Here is a 22,727-nt window from a genome sequence, read left to right as displayed (position 1 = left end):
AACCAAATTCAGCGAGTGTTTAAAATAGAATCCAATTATTGGGTGCTATTACTAAAAACTGTATAGAAGTGTTATATATAGGAACAAAGCGTTCTAAAAATAGTCAGTTTGCATTCTCTGGAGTGTTGAATATATGTATTTTTGATGTTAATAATGTGTTTCCATTAATCCGTAATAGGAACACAACATGTATAGGTTTAAAAAATTCGCGATTGCGCCTTTGGCCATCTTCACTTGCTTAACTCAAGCCGCCATTCCTTACAAAAACCACCAGTACGAATATACGCAACCAAATGGTGAAGTTGTCAGTATTAGCCTAGAAGGTAACGATTATTTTGCATTGCAACGCACTCAAGACGGTCGTTTAGTGATTTTTGATGAAAAGAAAAACGGTCTTACTTACGCTAAGGTATCTAGTGATGGTCAAGATTTGATATCAACAGGCGTGTTAGTAAGTAATAAAGCGGTACAAGGCAATGTAATAAAAGACGCTGCTTTTACACTGAGTCGCACAGCAATACAAAAGAAAGTAGAGCAAGCTCAACAGAGAATGTTTGGTGAGCAATCCCATACTAAAGCTAATGGTATGTTAAGCACCATCAGTGAAGTGGATACGCAAAGCACGGGGCAAATTAAAGGGCTAACAATCATCATCGATTTTCCTGATTTTCGTGGGACCATTAGCAAATCGCAAGTGGAGTCGTTTTTAAATGACTTAAACTATACTGAATTTGGTAATGCCCAATCAGTAAGAGGTTACTTTAGAAGCGTCTCTGGTGGCAAACTTGACTATACTAATACGGTAACGGCGTACTATACCGCCAAAAAGAACAAATCTTATTATACGGACGACAGATACAGTTCAACCGTGCGCTCGCAAGAGTTAATTAAAGAAGCGCTCAACTGGCTCGAATATACTCAAGGGTTTGACTTTTCTACGCTCTCTGTAAATGGTAGTCGCCAGATCAAAGGCTTAAATATTTTTTATGCGGGCAATTCAGACAGCAGTTGGTCAAAGGGTCTATGGCCTCATATGGCTGCACTTAGCCCAAGATTCTGTGCTGATGGTGTTTGCACCGATCGTTATCAAATTACGGATATGCGTAATAGCCTAGCAATTGGTACATTTGTGCATGAATCTGGTCATTTGGTAACGAACTGGCCTGATTTATATGATTACGATGGTAGCTCTGAAGGATCTGTCGCTAGCTTTGGTGTTATGGGTTATGGTGCGATTGGCGAAACTAATCGTTTCAAGCCGACACCGCCTGTGGCGCACTTTAGAAACTTGGCAGGGTGGGACACGGTGACAGAGCTCAACCCTGCAATCAATAGTAATGCCCCTAGCGGTACGTTAACACACACATCTGGCTCTAATACATCTTATAAATGGACGAACCCGAGCAACCGTAATGAAGCATTTTATATTGAAGCGATTCATCGTTCGGGCCAAAACTCTGAGCAACTTGATCAAGGCCTAGCCATTTGGCATGTGGATAGTGCTGGTAATAACTCTAATGAGTGGTATCCATACATTCAAATGGAGCATGCTGATGGTAATAGAGACCCTGAAAACAAATCAAACAGAGGTGACTCTACGGATTTATATGACGTTGCTGGTGAGTTTTCAGCGTCATTACCTAATGCTTTGAGTTCAAAAGGAACAAACTCACTATGGTGGAATGGCAGTAGCTCAGGTTTAGCTGTGAGTGAAATTAGTGATGCTGCACAAACCATGTCGTTTAAAATAGGTGGGGGTGTCACACCACCTAAAGGAGACGTTTATACAGGCTATTTGGCAGATAAGCAGCAGGCAATTGTACCCAACGGTACTTGGTTTCAATATGCAGGTGGTACGCTTGATATGACCTTAGAAGGCCCAAGTAACGCTGACTTTGATTTGAAACTTGAAGTTTGGCAAGGAGGGCGCTGGGTTCAAGCCGCTGTTTCCGAATCACCAACTTCAAATGAGGCCATAACTTATCAAGCCAGTAATGGATATTACCGAATCACTGTTTACTCATATTCGGGATCAGGAGATTACAGTTTAATGCTCAGTAAGTAATCTATTATATCGGGTGGCGATGACTGTAAATAAGTCTAGTTTTTTGATTTGACAAAGCTTAGATAAAGCCGTCATTGTCTACCCATTTACTTAGTAATCAAATTTCGTATTAGAAAGCGCTCATCGCTATTAACGAGGTGTGGGTATAATTTTTTGCAGATAATTTGCTTTGATAAGCTATATAACAAACGTTTAAATACTGCAACGAAAAGAAAGGATTTTATAAGATGGTACAACCGAGTGGATTCGAACCACCGACCCCTACCATGTCAAGGTAGTGCTCTAACCAACTGAGCTACGGTTGTATTATAATTTGGTATGAACTAAATTGGTACGACCGAGTGGATTCGAACCACCGACCCCCACCATGTCAAGGTGGTGCTCTAACCAACTGAGCTACGGTCGTACTGTGTTGCAAAGCAACGGCGGCTAATATATAGCGACTTGCAAGTTGGATCAAGCCAGTTTGCTAAATTTTTGTTTGTTTGCAGTTTTTTTGCTCATTAAGGCTGGATTTTGCACGTTTTATAAAATTTTTGCCACCACGTGACGTGCTGTACTGCACTGTGTTTTAGTTGCTGATAGTAAGAGTCGCTAGATTCAACATTAAATCGGCGACTTAATTGTGGCTCGGAGCGCCATAAAACAAAAAGCAACGGAGAAACTTCTCGCAGCATATTGGTGAGCTTTGATTGGTAACCTTGCAATTGAGATAGATAAAACTTGTTAAATATGTTGCTGAGAATCTGAGCTTTTTTCTTATTCTTATTTTGCTGACAAAACGTTTTTGAAGGCTCTATGGTATTTAGCCATTGGGTCGTTAGATTATTTGATGAAATTTGTTTTCTTGCCGATGTAATGAGCCGAGATACAGAGTTGTTTTTATTAAGTGTAGCCAATGCATCCGTGATGAGTTGAGGGTCTTCCAGCTGGCTGTAATCGGGCTCCGATAAGGCTATTTTTGTGTATAGATGAGTAAGCGTCGTTAATGCTTCTAATGCTTTAGTTAGGGGGTCTTGATGATCTTCCAAAGCAATTTCTTGACTGGTTAATAGTAACATTTTAGATAGCTCACGTTCATTAAAAACCATTTGCTCAAAATATTTAGTGAGCTGGCTTTTTTTCTCCTCGAGCGCAGTTGCCAATTTTGCTTTTACAGTGTCATCGATTGTTTCGGGATGGTTCAAGCAGTGCTGCGCGTGAACTATAAAGTTAATCGCATATTTTAATTGCTCGCTTGGTACTCGTACTTTGCCAAGCTGATTATTATTGGCAGCGATGATGTTCATCAGCGCACAGTGATCCAAGCGCGTTAACTCCAAAACTGAGAGTGTAACTTGCGACTTTGGCTTTTTTACATGTTTGAATTTAAGTGGCGTAAGTGCATTATCTAAAATGCCATTTTTAAGCGTAACGTTTTCTAAACGCCGTTGATACTCTTCATAGATGTCACTTGGAGCAGGTGTACAACCCGTAAGCAAAACAAAGCAACTAACAACGAGATAAGATAGACGCAAGTCGAGACCTCACACTTAAAAGTAACATTACCGCAGCTGCACTTAAGCCAACGATAATACCTATCCAAAACCCTTTTGGACCCATGGCAGGGGCTATTAGGTCTGTCTTGGCTAAAATGTAGCCTAGTGAGAAGCCTATAACCCAATATGAAACAAACGTAATATACGAAATAGGTTTCGTGTACTTTAACCCTCTTAGTACACCGTTAGCCGCTACCTGAAGTGCATCTGGAAGCTGATAAATACACGCTAGCACAATTATACCTGACGCAAGTAGCGCTACCTGCTCGTTATTAGTGTACAGCCAAACGATACTATTTCGGCCAATAAAGGTTAGTAAAGCAACAAATAAAGCTATGAATGTAGCTAGACAAAAACTGGTAAATATCGCTGTTTTAAGCTGCTTATTTGCTTGTTGGCCTGATAGGTTACCAATTCGGATGGCGATTGCCATTGAAAGACTTAAAGGCATCATAAACAAAACGGTTGTTACGCTTGCTGCTATTTGGTGTCCAGATACTGCAACCGCTCCTAAATCGGCGATAAATAGCGGAATGCAGGCAAATAAGGTGACTTCAAATAATGTGGCTAAGCAAATCGGCAGCCCTAATTTGGCGATGTAGCAGATTGCTGATAAATTTGGCTTGGCAAACGACGATAACAAAAACAACGCTCGCATGGTCTCGCTACGCTTGCAGTATAACCACTGGGCTAGGGCCATTGCCCAAAAAACCAATGTGGTTGCCAACCCACACCCAGCACTGCCATAAGCTGGCATGCCTAACTTTCCGTAGATAAAGATGTAGTTAGCCACAACGTTTACGGCAAGACCAATTAGGCTGATATAAAATGCGGGTTTAGTTAAGCCGACTCCCTCGGTCACATTCCGATAGATTGAAAAGACTAAAAAGCCCAGCACTCCCCATTTTACAAAATCAATATATTGCTGCGATAAATCAGTTATTTGTGTACTGGTGCCTAGTCTTGAAAAAACCAAAGGTGTTAATTGAGCGAGCAATAAGCTGATAGCAGCTAATATCAAGGCCAAATACATACCTTGTTGAAAGTGCGATTTGATACTTGTTAAATCTTTTGCACCGTGACAATGTGCGACAATGCCCGTTATTGCTAGCAAAATGCCTTGTAAAGAAAAGATCAGCGGATTCCAAATACCAGTTGCAATTGAAAGTGCTGCAAGGTCATTGGCACTGACTTGGCCGGCCATCATGGTGTCAACAACTGACATTAAAACTAAGGTAATTTGAGCGAAAAAAACGGGAGTAGCAAGTTGCAAAAGACGCTTGCCTTCCCAGTAACTAAACTTCATGTGATCGCCAGCTAAAAATCTAATTGTAACCTCTAGTTGTAAGTCTTTGCGAGTAAAGACGGTGAATGTAGGAAAATTATCTGTATGTTCCTGCTATGCCAGCTTCAGGCGGTGTAATTTATCCTGTATCATGTGAAAAATTTTTGTTCGGCAAGGGTAAGTATGTTTACTGGTATTGTGCAAACGCAAGCAACAGTAATAAGTGCAAACCATAGAGATGGTGTATTAAGGTTAGGCGTATCAGTTGGAACAGAGTACTTAACCCACTTAAACATTGGCGCTAGTATCGCGATAAATGGCTGTTGTTTAACGGTCGCTGCGTATGAGTTGAATCCACATGATGTAGTTGGCCAAGTCTATTTTGATGTAATTGACGAAACGTTGAAGCTGACAAATCTAAGTGAGTTGTCTAGAGGGGCACAGGTTAATTACGAACGCTCGGTTACGTTTGGCACTGAATTGGGTGGGCATATCGTATCTGGCCACATTCACTGTACAGCTCAAGCGCAGCACGTTGTTAATGAAGAAGATAACTGTAAAATCTATCTCAGGGTGCCGTCTCAGTGGCTTAAATTTATCTTATATAAAGGATTCATCTGTGTGAACGGGGCGAGCCTAACGGTCGGAGAAATTGATGAACATGGTTTTTGGTTGCATCTAATACCAGAAACATTAAACATTACTAACATAGGCCGTGTACGCAATGGTGATTTTGTTAATATTGAGGTTGATCAACAAACCTATACGATTGTAAATACAGTAGAAAACTACTTACGTAAACAAAACCGGCTAAGTGATTTAAATTGATAACAAGAAGCGTTGCCTAGGGTGTGTTAGTATTTTAGGTATGAACTTTACTTTGAGCCTTTAGGCAGTGCCATTCGGGCATTGCTCTACGTTATTACCTTGCGTACGTAGAATAACTATGCGGAGCAGGCTCTGCCTTGTCAAAATACCCGAATGACTGCTGCAAAAACTCATAACAAAGACCAACACGTTCTAGTAACACGACAAAGCTTGTGCGTTAAAAAACTTGTTCATCGTCACTGTCAATGTGTAACTCAAGTTTATTGTTAGATTGATCGATATGCATGTTGCAGTGAATTGGGTTACAACATGCTGCACAATCTTCATAAAAGTCTTGATCGCCATCACTTGCGTCAAGGCTTACGTAAACGTGATGACCACAGTGTGGGCATGTTATTCTTTGATCATACAGCGCTTTCATTCAGCTCTCCAAACAGGCGATTGCCTATAGCCATTGCACTTGCTTAATTATAGCATTAAATGCAATTGTGGGCGCTTTATTGCGGCTATTTTAAGATCTCGTTCACTCTTTTCTGTGCTTGGTTGAGATAGTCACCCGCGTATAAATTTGCGTGCAAAAGTAGTGGATATAATTGGTAAACAGATTTGCGAATATCATAGCCTGGTTGCAGCGCAAATTGTTTGTTATAAGCACTATAAAACTCTTTTGGGAGGGGAGCGAAAAGTTCACTCATTGCGATATCAACTTCTCTATCGCCATAATAACAAGCAGGATTGTCTAAGCATGTTTTTCCTTCGCTGAAAAAGATATTGCCTTTCCAAAAATGGCCATGTAAAAGAGAAGGTTTAGTGTTGTGGGCAAGCAGGGACTTAATGGTTATCACAAAGTCATCGATATTGACTAATTCGACTCCTTTTTCTTTTAGCAGCTGAAGCTGCCAGCCTATTCGCTCCTCAGCGAAAAACGTTTCCCACTTGCGATGCCATTGATTAGGTTGAACTAGCCGATGCATATAGCTATCTTCCTCTAGACCAAACATTTCCTGTTCAAAGCGGTTATGCATCTTTGCCAATTGTAGTGCGCAATCATGCCAGTTTTCTTGAGTTTGGGCTCTGGGGAGCATCTCTAGTACAATAAAGCTGAATTCAATTGTGGTACCAATGGTTATGGTATCAGCAACTAAAAAATCACTGTCTCTAATGAGTAAGTCTCTGGCTTTGGCTTCAGCCTCAAAACGTTCAAGTGCGCTTAATATATCTACTTTAACCAAGTAGTGCTGTTCACCATTGGTAATATGAAAGTGCTTCTCATTGTCACAACTTCTAAGCTGTTCTTTGTGTGTTACAACAAAGGGCTGATGTAATACTTCAGATATTTGTTGATTAACGACATTCCACATTAGGGTCACCTTAAACAAATAGACCGCCTTGAAGTTTAAATATAGCGGATCAATGGCATTGAGGGAGGACAAAAGTGGTTTTTTGCTTAAAACCTAATATAGATGGCTTTTATCAGCGCTATATTTTGTCGAAAATAGTGTATAGAATGCATCGGTTTGTAAATCAGGAGGTTGTAGTGAATAAAAGCTATGTTACTAATACATTGGCGCTATTAGCTGTCCTTATTGGCTATTTTATGCAATTGCCAATAGTCTTTTCTATCGGCATATTCGCGTTATCAGGTGCAATGACAAATTTACTGGCGATTCATATGTTGTTTGAAAAAGTGCCATTTTTATATGGTTCAGGCGTTATAAAACTCAAGTTCAAGCAGTTTAAAGAATCAATCAGTGTATTAATTTTGGAAGAGTTTTTTAGTCAAGAAAAAGTGTCAATGTTGCTTGAAAAACAGCAAAACTCTATGGACTTAACGCCAGTAATTAAAAAAGTAGACTTAAGCCCCGCATTTGACAAATTGCTACAAGTGATAGAAACATCGCAATTTGGCCCTATGCTAGCGATGTTTGGCGGTAATGAAGCGTTACAACCAATGAAAGAGTCGTTTGTTGAAAAGATGCAAGATGCACTGATAGATATAACAGAAGAAGAAAAGTTTAAGCAGCTAATGAGCGATGAATTAAGCAGTGGGCATAGTGCCGAAATGGTGTTTACAACGATTGAAAATGCAGTTGAGCACAGGCTTGAAGAATTGACCCCAGATATGGTTAAAGAAATTGTACAAAACATGATCCGCGCGCACTTAGGGTGGTTAGTTGTATGGGGGGGAGTTTTTGGTGGACTGTTTGGTTTAATTGCCCACTTGATAGGTTAAAAGAATATAGTACGCAAAAATATATTGCGTACTATATCGAATATTGTTTTTTCATAACTTAAGAGCCTGACACAACGATTGTTTTACCTATTTCGTGGCGGGCACTTAGGTCTTTAATGTGCGTTTCGGTGTTCAAATCGACATTGAGTGAATGCGCAGAGTTGTCAAAGCCATGTACAGCAATAAATTTATCAGCAGACATGTTGTTACAAGTCAGTTCATTTTGCATAACTCTTAGTCCAATACGGTGCGCTTTCATTGTTTTGCGTAAATTGAATGAATCATTTTCTGTAATGGCCATGCATAACTCAGTTTCGATAGTGTTGTCTGCTGCAACAAATTGTTCTGCATTTGCTGTACCAGCCAACAGGCCAGCTAAAAGTGTTGCTGATGCACAAAAAGTAGTTAGCTTTTTCATGATGTTTCTCCACGGGTTTAGTTTGGGTTCGAGTTAATTATGACTGACTCAGTGAAAGATGCTGTAAAGCAATGATGTGAGAATGTAAGCAAGTATTTGGATGTAACTGATAATATTTAATGCACTGATTAATAACGAAAATATATGTGTATTTAGACACAACTTTAGTTTTTTATTTTATGATTTTTTTTACTTTTACATTTCGTTTTCATGAGTGTAAATGCTGGTTTTCAAATAAATGGTTTTTAGTTACCAAATGATGAGAGTGTAATGAAAACTTACAAAGCGACGCTAAAAAAATATTATAAGCAAGGCATAGCCAAACAAGTTGAGCATGCAAAACTTTGCTATTACTGTGGCTGTGAAGCTACAGATGTAGACTTTTGCCCACCACTAGAGCATGCAGAGCTTGTCCTTGAGTTTGACGAGCAAGCCGATTTTATCACTGTTCCATCGTGCTATGAGTGTTTTGCATTGTTACATAATGAGCGGGTATTGAGCTTAGACGCGCGGGTTAAAAAGTTAAAGGCTAAACTTTCTAACAAATATGCAAAAGCGCTGAAAGTACATTATATGTGGCATGAATCAGAGCTTGATGAAATGAGCCCAGAGTTTGCGCATAGCATTAGTGCAGGCATGGCACTTGGAAAGGAGGCCGCACAGCGTTTAGAGTTTATCCCATTTTTGTTAGAAAGTGACGAAGCTGAGTTTGACAAACCACACGCTAAGCAGAGCTTTATTGTAGCAGAGCATGAGTTTCCTAGTTTTGATGCGGCTATGGCATATTGTTTCGAAAATTGTGGTGTGAATAAAAGCAAGTTTTACGATTTGTTGGTCAAAGAATGTGATGGTGATTTTGACAAAGCATTAAGTCAATACAAGCATAGGTATAGTATGCCTCAGACTCTTGACGCCGCCAAAACTAAAATTCAGGGCTTTGCCAAGCAGCACAAGCAAAACTCAGATTTTGTTGCCAGAGCTACCGAGCAACTAATGAAACGAGATGCAAAGTTAGACATAGACGCTGCGCTTGCTAAGCTATATCAAGACTATATTGCTCGTTAAGTTTTAAAGTGAATTGTAAAATAAGAAATTCATCGCGAATAAATGCGTTTGGAGGTATTTGTTTCGCATTTTCACTTGAGTTTCGCTACAGTTATTGAGAAATAAAAACAAATAGAGATAAAACAATGCAAAAATTTGCTCCTTCCATTTTGGTGCTAGCATTGAGTGCAGCGCTCGCGGGCTGTCAAGATACTGGTCCGCAAAAAGAAAAAGTGACGATTGAAAAGAATCCTTATCCTAGTACTTATCAACCATTACCTTCGAACACAACACTGATTACCAACGCTACGGTATTAACAGGTACGGGTGAGCGTATAGATAACGCTGATGTATACCTAGTAGATGGTAAAATCAGTCAAGTTGGTGTTGATTTGAACGTAGAAGCACAAACCACTGTTGATGCAAAAGGTAAATGGGTAACGCCTGGTATTATCGATGTGCACTCACATTTAGGTGCTTATCCTAGCCCATCAGTAGAATCTCATTCTGATGGTAATGAAATGGTAAACCCCAATACATCGCAAGTGTGGGTTGAACACTCTGTATGGCCACAGGATCCAGGTTTTAACCGTGCACGTGAAGGCGGTATTACTACGTTACAGATTTTACCCGGCTCGGCAAACCTGTTTGGCGGTCGTAGTGTGACATTGAAAAATGTTCCTGCACACACCATGCAAGCGATGAAATTTCCTGAGGCACCATATGGTTTGAAGATGGCTTGTGGTGAAAACCCTAAACGTGTATACGGAAGTAAAGGCGTCGCGCCTTATACTCGTATGGGTAATATGGCGGGTTATCGTGAAGCTTGGATAGAAGCCTCTGAGTACAAGCGAGCTTGGGAGCGCTATGAGCAAGAATATGCAGCAGGTATGAACCCTGATGCACCAAAGCGTGATATTAAACTAGATACGTTACGTGGTGTGCTTGACGGTGAAATATTAATCCATAACCATTGTTATAAAGCCGAAGAAATGGCCATGATGATTGACCTAGGTAAAGAGTTTAATTATCACTCTGGAACATTCCACCATGGTATTGAAGCATATAAAGTGGCTGACTTATTGGCCGAAAATGGAAACTGTGCGGCTCTTTGGCCAGATTGGTGGGGCTTTAAAATGGAAGCCTATGACATGGTTCATGAAAATGTAGCCATCGTTGATGCCGTTAAAAACTCATGTGCAATCATTCACTCTGACTCAGACACTACGATTCAGCGCCTGAATCAAGAAGCTGGTAAGGTGATGTACAACGCAAATCAAAAAGGCTTTGATATATCTGAAGAGCATGCGATCCAATGGATAACCTATAATGCTGCTAAGTCTTTGGGTATTGCAGACAAAACAGGGTCAATTGAGGCGGGTAAACAAGCTGATGTCGTTATTTGGAACCAAAGCCCATTTAGCGTGTACGCTAAAGCCGAGCATGTATATATCGACGGTGCAAAAGTATATGACCGTAACGATGAAAAGTATCAAGCAGTTAGCGATTTCATGCTAGGTCAAAAATAAGGAGCGCACACAATGACTAAATTAAAGTTATCTATTATCACTGGTGCGCTGCTTTCAAGTTCAGCTGCCTTTGCACAAATTACGGCTATTACAGGCGCAACGGTTCATACTGCAACAGAGCAGGGAACCTTAAATAATGCAACAGTTGTAATTGAAGATGGAAAAATCAAAGCTATAAATCCACAGAGCGTTGACGCAGACGTAACTGTAAGTGGTGAAGGAATGGTTTTAACCCCTGGTTTCATTGGCTCAATGAACCAATTAGGCCTTGTTGAAGTAGGGGCTGTGGCACGTTCGCGTGATGCATCAGACGAAAAAGCTGGACTAGATTTTGACCCTAGTTATGCATTTAATCCACGCTCCTCTTTGATTGCCTATGCACGAAAAGGCGGGATCACACAAAATGTAGTATCACCTATTAATTATGATGGTGTTTACTCAGGGCTTGCATTTACAGCTGACTTAAGCGGCGGTTTTGATAGTGTCACTGATAAACATACAGCGTTAGTAATTGACTTAGGTGCTAAAAGTAAAGGGTCACGAGCGTTGTCTTTTCAGCAGCTAATTGAAAAGCTTGAAGGTCAGCAAGTTAAGCTTAAAAAGCAAAAAGATAAAAAAGACGACAAAGAAGAAGACAAGCCGTCTGGTGAAGAGCGTGTATTAACGCAATTGCTAGAAGCGAAAATGCCGTTAGTTATTGATGTTAATCGTGCTGCTGATATCGTGCAGGTGATCAAGCTGAAACAACAGTTTTCTTTAGACGTAATCATTCGTGGTGGATCTGATGCGGTGCTAGTTGCCGATAAGCTCGCACAAGCTGAGATCCCTGTGATAGTGAGTGGCGTATCGAATCTTCCGACTGATTTTGATGCAATACATGCCAGTTTGGAAAATGCTGGTAAGTTAGAAAAGGCGGGTGTTAAGGTGTTGCTATCAGTGTTCGGCGATGGCAGTCATAATGTTTATCAACTTCGCTATGATGCGGGTATTGCCGTATCAAATGGGATGAGTTTTGATAGTGCTATTAAAGCTGTTACCAGCAATGTTGCTGAAGCATTCGAAATTGATGGTGGTAAAATCGCGGTCGGCCAACGTGCTGATCTAGTCCTTTGGAGCGCCGATCCATTTGAGTTAAGTACTCATATAGAAAAAGTGTGGATCAATGGTGAACAGGTGAGCACTGAGTCTCGTCACGACATGCTTCGTGAACGTTATACAACGGACTCTAAACTTCCTCGCGCTTATACAAAATAATAGGCCAACATTATTTAAAATTTAAGCCCAGCTATAGCTGGGCTTTTTTGTGTTATTAATATACGAATATGGGGTTTCATAACCAAGGAAATATCAGAGTTTTTTTATAACTATAAATTTAAATAGTCATTTACTGTTATTGATTGATAAGTTAATTTAAAACTGACTTTTTATATAGTAAGGGCGGTTTAATATATGAAATATAGAATAAGAATAGCAACCTTAAGCGATATTGCTCAAATAGAAATGTTAATAGCCGAATCTGCGAGAAAACTCTCGTCAGAGGATTATTCTAAAGAGCAAATTGAAGGTGCACTGCAAGCGGCGTTAGGTGTAGACTCACAACTTATTAAAGATCAGAGCTATTTTGTAATAGAAGATGATAAGCTTCTCATTGCATGCGGAGGATGGAGTTTTCGTAGCACATTATTTGGTAGTGATAGAGAGCCAAACAGATCACCAAAAGAACTTAATCCCGATATAGATGCTGCAAAAATTCGAGCATTTTTTGTAAAACCCAGTTATGCGCGCCAAGGACTTGGTTCTGTGCTAATGCAAGAATGCGAAAAAGAAGCCAGAGCTAAAGGTTTCCAATCTTTAGAATTAATGGCAACACTACCTGGAGTGAAGTTATATGAACGTCATGGCTTTGTTGCCGAAGAGGCCATAGAGTACCCTGTGACAGACACATTATCGGTCACATTTGTACCAATGAAACGGAACTTATCAGCTGTTTGAAAAGTCGCTAAAAAGAGTATACCGAGTTAACATCATTGTGCGTTGTTTGAACTTAAAAGCCTGAATTAGGTTGTTTTAAAAATTCAAGCTCTGCAGAGGTTGATGTTCGACCTAAAATAGCATTGCGATGAGGATATCGCCCAAACCGATCGATAATGGCTTTGTGCTTGAGCTCAAAACTTAAATTATCTTCGTTACCTAAAGCTTTATATAGCTCAACGGCTTGAGTATGAATAGCTTGTGATTCGCTATGCATATATGGAAGATACATAAAGCTTCTTCTATTCTTAGGCAGCATAGTGTTTTGACCTTGAGCGATAGCAAACTGGGCCAATGTTAAGGCAAGTGAATCGTTCTCAAACGCTTTTGGTGTGTCTCGGTATATATTTCTAGAAAACTGGTCAAGTATTATGATTTCAGCCAAGCTTCCTTGAGGGGTTGTGCGCCAATGGTAAAGCTCACATCGCGCTGCACTTTGGTGTAGTGTGCCAAAGCGCTTTTTGATAAGTTCATCAAAATTAGGATCTTTTTTCCACCAAAGCTTGACATCAATTTCTTTAAACCAAAAGTTTAAAACGTCACTAATCACAAAAGCCCCCTAAAAGTAAGGCATTAGTTATTAAGCTGTTGCAGCCATACTTCTTTATTTGTAAGTATAAACTCATATTGCTTTTTATTCTTAAGCGTTATTTTTATTGCGTCAGCTGAGATTGGGATAATGCCTCCGCCCGTTCCTATACAGGGCTCTGCAGACTCTATTTCGTTACGATCTAGTTTAATAGAACCTAGGCTTAATTGTGTATTAAGCGGTTTGAACTCTAAATGTTGAGTTGTGATTGAAAGTGTACCATCACATTTGGCCGCGCCGACCTGATTAATTGCCGACGATGATAATATTATTTGCTCTTGCATGAACGAAGCTCCCTATCTGCACTAAAAATTTGCATCTACGAAATATTACAGCGAAGCGCTTTGGGAGTCGAATTGTTTTTTACGTACTAAATTACGTAATACTCAATACAGGGGAGTAATTCGCTTAGAATATGACAACTCAGCTAGCATATAGGTGTTAAATTTATAAACTACACATTTGTACATGTAAATGTTCATCACGATTATTTAATGAGGTATTATAATACAAAAGTGTTTTTTATTTTCGACTAGTTATGTCTGTGGTTATTCTAAAGTGTACTTATATACCGTACTGCAATTGAATAACGTAAGAACAAAAGTGTTACTTTAAGAAGGGCTGAAGTGGAATGACTATACAATTAATATTGCTAAATGACTCTTAATAATACATATTAAAAGGGTCAGGTGGGTTATCAAACATGTTATTTAAAAAGCTAGAGATAGAAAAAATATAATTATTTCGCAATATGGATATTGCCACATATTTTAATGTCGCAGTGCGCTATAGTAAGGTCAATTTAATATCAGTCAGCGGTTTAGTACAGCATAATAGAATTTCGCCATCACGAACAAAAGCCAGTGGCTCTTGATTATAACTCACTTCACCTTCATCTAATTTAGCACGACATGCACCACAAAACCCTTCTCTACATTGATAGGCAACTTCTATATTTGCTTGTTCTAATGTATCGAGAAGAGAAGGGGATTGAGCCGCAAATTCAAGCGGCTCATCATGGCTATCCATTGTAATTTTATGACAGGGATTGTCACTCATTACAAATCAAAGTCACCAAACTCAGACGCGTCAACTTCAGAGTCTATTTGACCCACAAGGTATGAGCTGATCTCTGCTTCTTGAGGTGCAACTTGCACGTTGTCAGAGACCAACCAAGCATTAATCCAAGGAATAGGGTTGGTCTTATTTTCAAACTGAGCTGGCAAGCCAACAGCTTTCATGCGGACATTGGTGATATACTCAACATACTGACACAAAATATCTTTGTTTAAACCAATCATCGAGCCATCTTTGAATAGGTATTCTGCCCACTCTTTTTCTTGCTCTGCAGCTTCAACAAACATAGCAATTGCTTGCTCTTGACATTGAGCCGCAACGATCGCCATCTCGGGATCATCTTTACCATCTTGCATTATGTTGAGCATGTGCTGAGTACCTGACAAGTGCAGAGCTTCGTCACGAGCAATCAACTTAATGATCTTAGCGTTACCTTCCATTAATTCGCGCTCAGCAAACGCAAAAGAGCATGCAAAGCTAACATAAAAACGAATAGCTTCAAGAATATTGACAGACATTACGCAAAGATAAAGTAGCTTTTTCAGTTCAAACAGATTGATAACAACCGTTTCACCGTTTATTTCATGCTTGCCTTCGCCATGAAGGTTATATAAGGATATTTTTTCGATTAATTCATCGTAATAGCGAGTAACCGCGTCAGCACGTTTATTGATACGCTCGTTGGTAACGATATCGTCAAAGATTAACTCAGGTGATTGAGTCACGTTGCGGATGATGTGTGTATACGAGCGGCTATGAATAGTTTCACTAAACGCCCAGGTTTCAATCCACGTTTCTAATTCAGGTAGAGAGACGATAGGCAACAGTGCAACGTTAGGAGAGCGCCCTTGCACGCTATCGAGTAGCGTTTGATACTTTAGGTTACTTAAAAATATATGTTTTTCGTGCTCTGGAAGACTTTGGAAGTCTAACCTATCTTTGCTGACATCCACTTCTTCTGGACGCCAAAAGAAGGAAAGCTGCTTCTCAATTAATTTTTCAAAGATGGGATATTTTTGTTGGTCGAAACGAGAAACATTGACGGTTTGGCCAAAAAACATTGGCTCTTTTAACTGATCATTATGATTTCTGCTAAAAGTAGAATAAGACATATTTAATACACTCAATACCAAAAACAGCGGGTCATATCGACCCGCATATACTTATATTTTACAAGCGCCGCCTGCACAATCATCATCTTCCGGTTGGGCTTTCAGCTCATCTTGTGAGTCTGAGGCTCCATCTCGGGTATTATGATAATAAAGTGTTTTAACACCTAATTTGTATGCCGTTAATAAATCTTTGAGCAGTAGTTTCATTGGAACTTTACCGCCTTCAAATTTATTTGGATCGTAATTAGTGTTTGCAGAGATCGTTTGATCGACGAATTTTTGCATGATTCCGACTAATCCAAGATAACCATCATTTGATGGAATGTCCCAAAGCAGCTCGTAATTGTCTTTCAGACGGTCGTACTCAGGAACCACTTGCTTAAGAATACCATCTTTACTTGCTTTAACACTAATATGGCCTCTAGGCGGCTCAATACCGTTGGTCGCGTTTGAGATTTGTGATGATGTCTCAGAAGGCATTAATGCTGATAACGTAGAGTTACGCATACCATGCTCTTTAATGCTTTGACGTAAGCCATCCCAATCTAAAAGAAGAGGCTCTTCACAAATTTTATCTAAGTCTCGCTTATAAGTATCAATTGGCATGATACCTTTTGAATAAGTAGTCTCATGAAATAGCGGACATGCACCACGCTCTTTAGCCAATTCGTTTGACGCTTTCATGAGGTAATACTGAATCGCTTCAAACGTGCGGTGTGTTAAACCATTTGCGCTTCCGTCTGAATACTTAACGCCATTTTTAGCTAGGTAGTAAGCGTAGTTAATCACACCAATACCTAGTGTGCGACGCCCCATGGTAGCATTTTTGGCTGCAGGTACCGGGTAGTCTTGGAAATCAAGTAGGTTATCAAGTGCACGCACTGCTAATTCTGCAAGCTCTTCAAGCTCGTCAAGCGAATTTAACGCACCTAAGTTAAATGCTGACAAAGTACACAATGCAATTTCACCTTCAGGGTCATTTACATTGTTTAGTGGTTTAGTTGGCAGCGCTATCTCAAGGCATAAGTTTGATTGACGAATTGGCGCAACCTTAGAGTCAAACGGACTGTGCGTATTACAGTGGTCGACGTTTTGAAGATAAATTCGACCAGTACTTGCGCGCTCCTGAGCAAACATCGAGAAAAGCTCGATGGCTTTAATACGTTTTTTACGAATAGATTCATCTTGCTCGTATTGTTCGTATAATGATTCGAATTTTTCTTGATCTTCAAAAAATGCATCGTACAAACCAGGCACATCTGAAGGGCTGAACAAGGTAATGTAACCATCTTTGATTAAGCGAGAGTACATTGTTTTGTTAAACTGTACGCCGTAATCTAAATGACGAACACGGTTTTCTTCAACACCACGGTTGTTTTTAAGTACCAGTAAGTTTTCAACTTCTAAGTGCCAAAGTGGGTAGAATAGTGTTGCGGCACCGCCACGAACCCCACCTTGTGAACAGCTTTTAACAGCTGTTTGAAAGTGCTTATAAAAAGGAATACAGCCCGTATGATACGCTTCTCCGTTACGGATTGGGCTGCCAAGTGCACGAATACGACCAGCATTAATACCAATACCAGCGCGTTGACTTACGTACTTAACGATAGCAGACGATGTTGCATTAATTGAATCAAGACTATCGCCACATTCTATTAATACACATGAGCTAAATTGGCGAGTTGGTGTACGTACGCCTGCCATGATTGGCGTTGGTAATGAGATCTTGAACAGCGAAATAGCATCATAAAAACGCTTTATGTAGCTTAAACGCGTCTCTTTTGGATAATCAGAGAATAAACTCGCTGCAACTAAAATATATAGAAACTGAGCACTTTCGTAAATTTCACCAGTAACTCTGTTTTGAACCAAGTATTTACCTTCTAGCTGTTTTACTGCAGCGTAGCTGAAGTTTAAATCTCGACTGTGGTCAACATAGCTATCTAGTTCATCAAGTTCTTGTTCAGTGTAATCTACTAGCAAATGAGGGTCATAACGCTTGTCCTCAACTAGCTTAGTAATGTGATCATAAAGGCGTGGTGGCTCAAATTGACCGTATGCTTTTTTACGCAAGTGGAAAATTGCAAGGCGCGCAGCTAAGTACTGATAATCAGGTGACTCTTTGTCGATTAAATCTGCAGCTGCTTTAATAATTGTCTCATGAATGTCTTCGGTACGAATACCGTCATAAAACTGAATATGCGATTTGAGTTCGACTTGAGACACAGAAACATTGTTTAACCCGTCCGCTGCCCAAGTGATTACGCGGTGGATTTTATCTAAATCAAGAGGCTCTTTGCGGCCGTTTCTTTTGCTGACAGATAACTGTTGGTTCATAGTTGCGCCTGTATTCCTTCGGAATTGTTTTTTGGTAAACGCACGGTTCACACTTATTGTTTATCTATTCACCACTATATATGGTGATGAGCATACCGTGGATCACAAGATAGTGGGGTTACGCTAAATTTGCAATAGAACAACTTACTCACAATTGTGGATAAGTTAAGGATAAATCACTCGTGTTAGTGGCTATTAACCTTTGAGGATTTATCATTAAACACACCTTAAAAAAATCAACCAAGATGGTCGGATTTTTTAGTAAATTCAAAAAAAATTCTAACTGATTTTTTTCTACACAATCTGGAGTGGTTCCGGGTTCAAAGCACTAGATATAGTGCTTTGTCATTTATTTGTACACTATATATGTGAAATTAGCGATTCTGGGTTAGTTAAATTCAGATCTGCTTGCCAACTCAGTGCCACCTCTTCACTTGGTACATAACCCCATAATGCGGCAACGGAGTGCATGTTAGCCGCTTTTGCTGCTTCAATATCTCTTGCGGCATCGCCAACGTAGTAACAAGCATTAGGCTGGACGCCTAATTGTTCAGCTACATGCAATAGAGGTTTTGGAGAAGGTTTCGCTTCGTCCAGCGTGTCACCGCACACAACAACCTCTATATGTTTTAACTCTTCGATGTGTTGTAGTAATGGCATCGTTAAAAAAGTGGGCTTGTTAGTCATGATCCCCACTTTGATATTCCTATTGCCAAGTGCATCTAATAGCGCGCCTATTCCCTCAAAACAATGACTAAACACGGCAATATTGCTAGCATAATAATCAAGAACTGACTTTTTTAGAGCCGAGAGGTCATGGTTTTCTAGGCTGTCTTTGAAGCCAACTTCTAACAGCGCTTGAACGCCATTTGAAATTGCAGGGCTGTATACCTCTTTTGGTACGCACGGCATGCCATGTAATTGCAAGGTATGATTAAGTGCTGCACCTAAGTCATCACACGTATTAAGTAAAGTGCCATCTAAATCGAAAATAACCGCTTCAATCATGCTAATTTCTCAAAGTGAAGTAGGTAGTTCACGCTAACGTCGTCACTGAGAGTGAAAGTTTTGCTCAATGGATTGTAACTGATACCTGCACTTGCTCTAACTTTTAGTCCAGCCTGCTCAGCCCAAGTAATCAAAGTGGATGGACGAATAAACTTATCGTGCTGGTGAGTACCTTCTGGTACCATCTTTAGAATTTTCTCCGCACCAACAATCGCCATTAAATATGCTTTTGTTGTCTTATTTAGAGTAGAGAAGAAAACGCTTGCTCCTGGCTTTGCTAATGCTGCAACTGCGTTGATGATAGAAGCCGGGTCTGGTACATGCTCCAACATTTCCATGCAGGTCACTACGTCGAACGCTTCAGGGTTCTGCGCTGCAAATTCTTCAACGGGAATTTTTTGGTAATCCACCTTTACACCAGATTCCAAACTGTGCAGCTTAGCGACGTTTAAAGGTTCTTGTCCCATGTCTATGCCTTGAGCATTGGCACCTAATTTGGCCATACTTTCAGTAAGAATGCCGCCGCCACAACCCACATCGAGTACATTTTTGCCAAAAAGACCTTGGCATTTGTCGTTAATAAAATCTAAGCGCAGTGGGTTGATGTCATGCAAAGGCTTAAATTCGCCTTCAGTATCCCACCAACGCTCTGCTATTTGTTCAAATTTTGCGATTTCTTGTGGGTCTACATTTTGATGTTCGGTCATAAAAAACTTCCTCGTTAATCTGAGCGCATTATAAGAGGGGTCAGATTAAAATCACTAAAACTTTGCGCCTGTAAATTGTTTAAAAGTGTGTTAGCATGGCTACCCAGAATTAATAATAACTCAACCTCTTCGCCACGCGATAGTGTGACATAAAAGAGGTAGACACTGAAGGAAAGTGGAATCAAATGACTGATCTCGCCAATGAAATCCTACCAGTCAATATCGAAGATGAACTCAAAAATTCGTACTTAGACTACGCAATGAGTGTAATCGTTGGTCGTGCATTACCAGATGTACGTGACGGCTTAAAACCCGTTCACCGTCGCGTATTGTTCGCCATGAACGAACTTAAAAATGACTGGAATAAGCCTTATAAGAAGTCGGCGCGTGTTGTCGGTGATGTTATCGGTAAATATCACCCGCATGGTGATAGTGCGGTTTACGACACCATAGTACGTATGGCGCAACCATTTTCTTTACGTTACATGCTGGTAGACGGCCAAGGTAACTTTGGTTCGGTAGACGGCGATTCAGCCGCAGCGATGCGTTACACAGAAGTACGTATGGCGAAAATCTCACATGAGCTTTTGGCTGACCTCGAAAAAGAAACCGTTGATTATGTGCCTAACTACGATGGCACAGAACAAATTCCTGATGTATTGCCTACCAAAGTTCCTGCATTGTTGGTTAATGGTTCATCTGGTATTGCCGTTGGTATGGCAACAAATATACCACCGCATAATTTAACCGAAGTGATCAATGGTTGTTTAGCATTGATCCAGAATCCTGATCTGACGATCGAAGATCTAATTGAATATATACCTGGCCCTGATTTTCCAACAGCGGCTATCATCAATGGCAAAAAGGGTATTGAGCAGGCGTACAAAACCGGACGCGGAAAAGTTTATATTCGTGCTCGCGCTGAAATCGAGGTGGATGAAAAGACGGGTAAAGAAACCATCATCGTCCACGAGATCCCATACCAAGTTAACAAAGCGCGCTTAATCGAAAAAATAGCTGAGCTTGTTAAAGAGAAAAAGGTAGAAGGGATCAGTGCATTACGTGACGAGTCTGATAAAGACGGTATGCGTATTGTTATTGAAATAAAGCGCGGTGAAGTTGGTGAAGTTATTCTAAACAACCTATATGCACAAACACAGTTGCAAACTGTATTTGGTATGAACATGGTTGCGTTGGATAATAACCAACCTAAGTGTTTTAACCTAAAAGAAATGCTTGAAGCGTTTATCATTCACCGCCGCGAAGTAGTAACACGTCGTACGGTATTTGATTTACGGAAAGCTCGAGATCGAGCTCATACCTTAGAAGGTCTTGCAATCGCTCTTGCAAACATAGACCCAATCATCGAACTAATCCGCAAGTCCCCAAGCCCTGCTGAAGCAAAGGCTGCCTTACTTGCTCGCCCTTGGGAGTTAGGCACGGTTAAGAGCATGCTTGAAAAAGCTGGCGAAGATAATGTAGCACGACCAGACTGGTTAGCTGCAGAGCTGGGTATTCGTGATGGCCAATACCACTTGTCAGAGCAACAAGCTCAAGCAATCTTAGATTTACGCCTACATAAGCTTACAGGTTTAGAGCACGAGAAAATATTAGGTGAATACCAAGAACTTCTAGAACTTATTGCAGAGCTACTATATATCCTTTCAACACCTGAACGTTTGATGGAAGTGATCCGTGATGAGTTGGTTATCATCAAAGATACCTATGGTGATGAGCGTCGTACAGAAATAAGTGCCGCTGCGCATGATATCAGTCTAGAAGACCTAATTAATGAAGAAGACGTTGTTGTTACTTTATCCCATGAAGGATATGTGAAGTATCAACCGCTAAGCGACTATGAAGCACAGCGTCGTGGTGGTAAAGGCAAGGCCGCAACGCGTATGAAGGATGAAGACTTCATCGAACGTCTGTTAGTTGCAAATACCCATGATACTATTTTGTGCTTCTCAACAGCTGGCCGAATGTATTGGTTAAAGGTATATCAGTTACCGTTGGCATCACGAGCTGCTCGTGGTAAACCTATCGTTAACTTGTTGCCACTAGAGGCAAATGAGCGCATAACAACAATTTTGCCAGTACGTGAATATGAAGAAGATAAGTTCGTATTGATGGCAACAGCGAACGGTACTGTTAAGAAAACACCATTAACTGCATACAGTCGCCAACGCGCAAGCGGTATTATCGCAATCAACTTAAACGAAGGCGATTGCTTGATTGGTGCAGATATCACCGATGGCAGCAACGATATTATGCTGTTTACTGATCATGGTAAGGTGGTTCGCTTTAACGAAAAGCTTCGTGATTCAGAAACAGGTGAAGTTAAAATAGACCCTGAAACTGGTGAAGAAATGTTAGCGCTTCGTCCAATGGGACGTACGGCTACGGGTGTCCGTGGTATTAAGATGCCAGATGACGTAAAAGTAGTCTCGCTCATTGTACCTAAAAATGATGGTGCTATCTTGACTGTAACTGAAAATGGTTATGGTAAGCGTACACCACTAGAAGATTACCCGGCTAAGAGCCGTGCAACACAAGGTGTTGTGTCGATAAAAGTGAGTGAGCGTAACGGTGCTGTAGTCGGTGCGGTTCAGGTTGAAGATAACAATGAAATTATGCTTATTTCGAATCGAGGTACACTAGTACGTACTCGTGTAAGCGAAGTTTCAACGGTTGGTCGTAATACCCAAGGGGTAATTTTGATCAGAACTATTGACGATGAGCAAGTAGTTGGTTTACAACGTATCGAAGAAATAGCAGTTGAAGAACTTCCTGAAGGTGAGGGTAACGAGTTACCAGCATCTGAGGACACACCGGTGAATACAACAGACGATTCACAAGGTGAATAAGTGATAAAAGCGGCTTCGGCCGCTTTTTTTTATTGGTAAAATATAAAGTTGTTTAGGAA

20 protein-coding genes and 2 tRNA genes are annotated in these 22,727 nt (G+C 40.4%); 8 read left to right on the top strand and 14 right to left on the bottom strand.

Annotated features, from left to right (window positions below; genetic code table 11):
* Nucleotides 1–187 precede the first annotated feature (187 nt).
* The gene (locus tag HG263_RS01870; RefSeq protein WP_171624387.1) at nucleotides 188–2,065 is read left to right on the top strand and encodes a M6 family metalloprotease domain-containing protein; all 1,878 of its coding nucleotides are present in this window, start codon (nucleotides 188–190) and stop codon (nucleotides 2,063–2,065) included.
* 228 nt (nucleotides 2,066–2,293) lie between these two features.
* Here the strand turns inward: HG263_RS01870 and HG263_RS01865 are convergent.
* The 4 genes from HG263_RS01865 to HG263_RS01850 all read right to left on the bottom strand — a co-directional run bounded on the left by HG263_RS01865 (nucleotide 2,294) and on the right by HG263_RS01850 (nucleotide 4,909).
* Nucleotides 2,294–2,370: transfer RNA gene (locus HG263_RS01865), tRNA-Val, on the bottom strand.
* Between the two features lie 24 nt (nucleotides 2,371–2,394).
* Nucleotides 2,395–2,471, bottom strand: a tRNA-Val gene (locus HG263_RS01860).
* A gap of 97 nt (nucleotides 2,472–2,568) precedes the next feature.
* Nucleotides 2,569–3,582 carry a DUF3080 family protein gene (locus HG263_RS01855; RefSeq protein WP_171624386.1) on the bottom strand — a complete coding sequence of 338 codons (1,014 nt, stop codon included), beginning with the start codon at nucleotides 3,580–3,582 and terminating at the stop codon, nucleotides 2,569–2,571.
* The gene (locus HG263_RS01850) at nucleotides 3,557–4,909 is read right to left on the bottom strand and encodes an MATE family efflux transporter (RefSeq protein ID WP_171624385.1); all 1,353 of its coding nucleotides are present in this window, start codon (nucleotides 4,907–4,909) and stop codon (nucleotides 3,557–3,559) included. Before HG263_RS01850 ends, HG263_RS01855 begins: the two co-directional genes overlap by 26 nt.
* 162 nt (nucleotides 4,910–5,071) lie before the next feature.
* On the opposite strand from HG263_RS01850, the gene HG263_RS01845 reads away from it, so the two are divergent.
* A complete protein-coding gene (locus HG263_RS01845) occupies nucleotides 5,072–5,716 on the top strand; it encodes a riboflavin synthase subunit alpha (protein ID WP_171624384.1) in 645 nt (214 codons plus the stop codon).
* Nucleotides 5,717–5,933: 217 nt separating this feature from the next.
* On the opposite strand, the gene HG263_RS01840 is transcribed toward HG263_RS01845, so the two are convergent.
* Together HG263_RS01840 and HG263_RS01835 are read right to left on the bottom strand one after the other, a co-directional pair.
* The gene (locus tag HG263_RS01840; RefSeq protein WP_171624383.1) at nucleotides 5,934–6,137 is read right to left on the bottom strand and encodes a CPXCG motif-containing cysteine-rich protein; all 204 of its coding nucleotides are present in this window, start codon (nucleotides 6,135–6,137) and stop codon (nucleotides 5,934–5,936) included.
* Nucleotides 6,138–6,222: 85 nt separating this feature from the next.
* Nucleotides 6,223–7,077, bottom strand: coding sequence for a fructosamine kinase family protein (locus tag HG263_RS01835; protein ID WP_171624382.1), 855 nt, complete (start codon nucleotides 7,075–7,077; stop codon nucleotides 6,223–6,225).
* Between the two features lie 176 nt (nucleotides 7,078–7,253).
* On the opposite strand from HG263_RS01835, the gene HG263_RS01830 reads away from it, so the two are divergent.
* On the top strand, nucleotides 7,254–7,949 hold the full coding sequence (locus tag HG263_RS01830) for a DUF445 domain-containing protein (protein ID WP_171624381.1): 696 nt from the start codon (nucleotides 7,254–7,256) through the stop codon (nucleotides 7,947–7,949).
* Between the two features lie 58 nt (nucleotides 7,950–8,007).
* Here the strand turns inward: HG263_RS01830 and HG263_RS01825 are convergent, their stop codons facing one another.
* Complete coding sequence (locus HG263_RS01825) at nucleotides 8,008–8,367, bottom strand: DUF3718 domain-containing protein (protein ID WP_171624380.1); 360 nt, start codon at nucleotides 8,365–8,367, stop codon at nucleotides 8,008–8,010.
* Between the two features lie 270 nt (nucleotides 8,368–8,637).
* On the opposite strand from HG263_RS01825, the gene HG263_RS01820 reads away from it, so the two are divergent.
* From HG263_RS01820 to HG263_RS01805, 4 genes are all read left to right on the top strand, one after another.
* Nucleotides 8,638–9,432, top strand: coding sequence for a hypothetical protein (locus tag HG263_RS01820; RefSeq protein ID WP_171624379.1), 795 nt, complete (start codon nucleotides 8,638–8,640; stop codon nucleotides 9,430–9,432).
* A gap of 125 nt (nucleotides 9,433–9,557) precedes the next feature.
* Nucleotides 9,558–10,940, top strand: coding sequence for an amidohydrolase (locus HG263_RS01815; RefSeq protein WP_171624378.1), 1,383 nt, complete (start codon nucleotides 9,558–9,560; stop codon nucleotides 10,938–10,940).
* Nucleotides 10,941–10,952: 12 nt separating this feature from the next.
* Nucleotides 10,953–12,194 carry an amidohydrolase family protein gene (locus HG263_RS01810; RefSeq protein ID WP_171624377.1) on the top strand — a complete coding sequence of 414 codons (1,242 nt, stop codon included), beginning with the start codon at nucleotides 10,953–10,955 and terminating at the stop codon, nucleotides 12,192–12,194.
* Nucleotides 12,195–12,389: 195 nt separating this feature from the next.
* The gene (locus HG263_RS01805; protein ID WP_171624376.1) at nucleotides 12,390–12,932 is read left to right on the top strand and encodes a GNAT family N-acetyltransferase; all 543 of its coding nucleotides are present in this window, start codon (nucleotides 12,390–12,392) and stop codon (nucleotides 12,930–12,932) included.
* Between the two features lie 52 nt (nucleotides 12,933–12,984).
* Here HG263_RS01805 and HG263_RS01800 read toward each other — a convergent pair whose 3' ends face one another.
* From HG263_RS01800 to ubiG, 7 genes are all read right to left on the bottom strand, one after another.
* Nucleotides 12,985–13,521 (bottom strand): DUF924 family protein, encoded by a 537-nt coding sequence (locus HG263_RS01800; RefSeq protein WP_171624375.1) that lies wholly within the window; start codon nucleotides 13,519–13,521, stop codon nucleotides 12,985–12,987.
* Between the two features lie 23 nt (nucleotides 13,522–13,544).
* A complete protein-coding gene (locus tag HG263_RS01795; protein ID WP_171624374.1) occupies nucleotides 13,545–13,844 on the bottom strand; it encodes a hypothetical protein in 300 nt (99 codons plus the stop codon).
* A 502-nt stretch (nucleotides 13,845–14,346) separates the two neighbouring features.
* The gene (yfaE, locus tag HG263_RS01790; protein WP_171624373.1) at nucleotides 14,347–14,619 is read right to left on the bottom strand and encodes a class I ribonucleotide reductase maintenance protein YfaE; all 273 of its coding nucleotides are present in this window, start codon (nucleotides 14,617–14,619) and stop codon (nucleotides 14,347–14,349) included.
* Nucleotides 14,619–15,749: a class Ia ribonucleoside-diphosphate reductase subunit beta gene (nrdB, locus tag HG263_RS01785; RefSeq protein WP_171624372.1), complete on the bottom strand. Its 1,131-nt coding sequence runs from the start codon at nucleotides 15,747–15,749 to the stop codon at nucleotides 14,619–14,621. The genes yfaE and nrdB overlap by 1 nt, the downstream gene beginning before the upstream one ends.
* 51 nt (nucleotides 15,750–15,800) lie before the next feature.
* On the bottom strand, nucleotides 15,801–18,086 hold the full coding sequence (gene nrdA / locus HG263_RS01780) for a class 1a ribonucleoside-diphosphate reductase subunit alpha (protein WP_171624371.1): 2,286 nt from the start codon (nucleotides 18,084–18,086) through the stop codon (nucleotides 15,801–15,803).
* A gap of 360 nt (nucleotides 18,087–18,446) precedes the next feature.
* Nucleotides 18,447–19,094, bottom strand: coding sequence for an HAD family hydrolase (locus HG263_RS01775; RefSeq protein WP_171624370.1), 648 nt, complete (start codon nucleotides 19,092–19,094; stop codon nucleotides 18,447–18,449).
* The gene (gene ubiG, locus HG263_RS01770) at nucleotides 19,091–19,801 is read right to left on the bottom strand and encodes a bifunctional 2-polyprenyl-6-hydroxyphenol methylase/3-demethylubiquinol 3-O-methyltransferase UbiG (protein ID WP_171624369.1); all 711 of its coding nucleotides are present in this window, start codon (nucleotides 19,799–19,801) and stop codon (nucleotides 19,091–19,093) included. The genes HG263_RS01775 and ubiG overlap by 4 nt, the downstream gene beginning before the upstream one ends.
* 185 nt (nucleotides 19,802–19,986) lie before the next feature.
* Between ubiG and gyrA the strand changes: the two genes are divergently transcribed.
* Nucleotides 19,987–22,668, top strand: a complete 2,682-nt coding sequence (gyrA, locus tag HG263_RS01765) for a DNA gyrase subunit A (RefSeq protein WP_171624368.1) — start codon at nucleotides 19,987–19,989, stop codon at nucleotides 22,666–22,668.
* Nucleotides 22,669–22,727: the final 59 nt, after the last annotated feature.

It is taken from the genome of Pseudoalteromonas caenipelagi (genome assembly GCF_013140855.1).
Taxonomy (GTDB): domain Bacteria; phylum Pseudomonadota; class Gammaproteobacteria; order Enterobacterales; family Alteromonadaceae; genus Pseudoalteromonas; species Pseudoalteromonas caenipelagi.
Note: the sequence above shows the minus strand (reverse complement) of the source record. Positions and strands in the feature narration are given on the sequence as shown.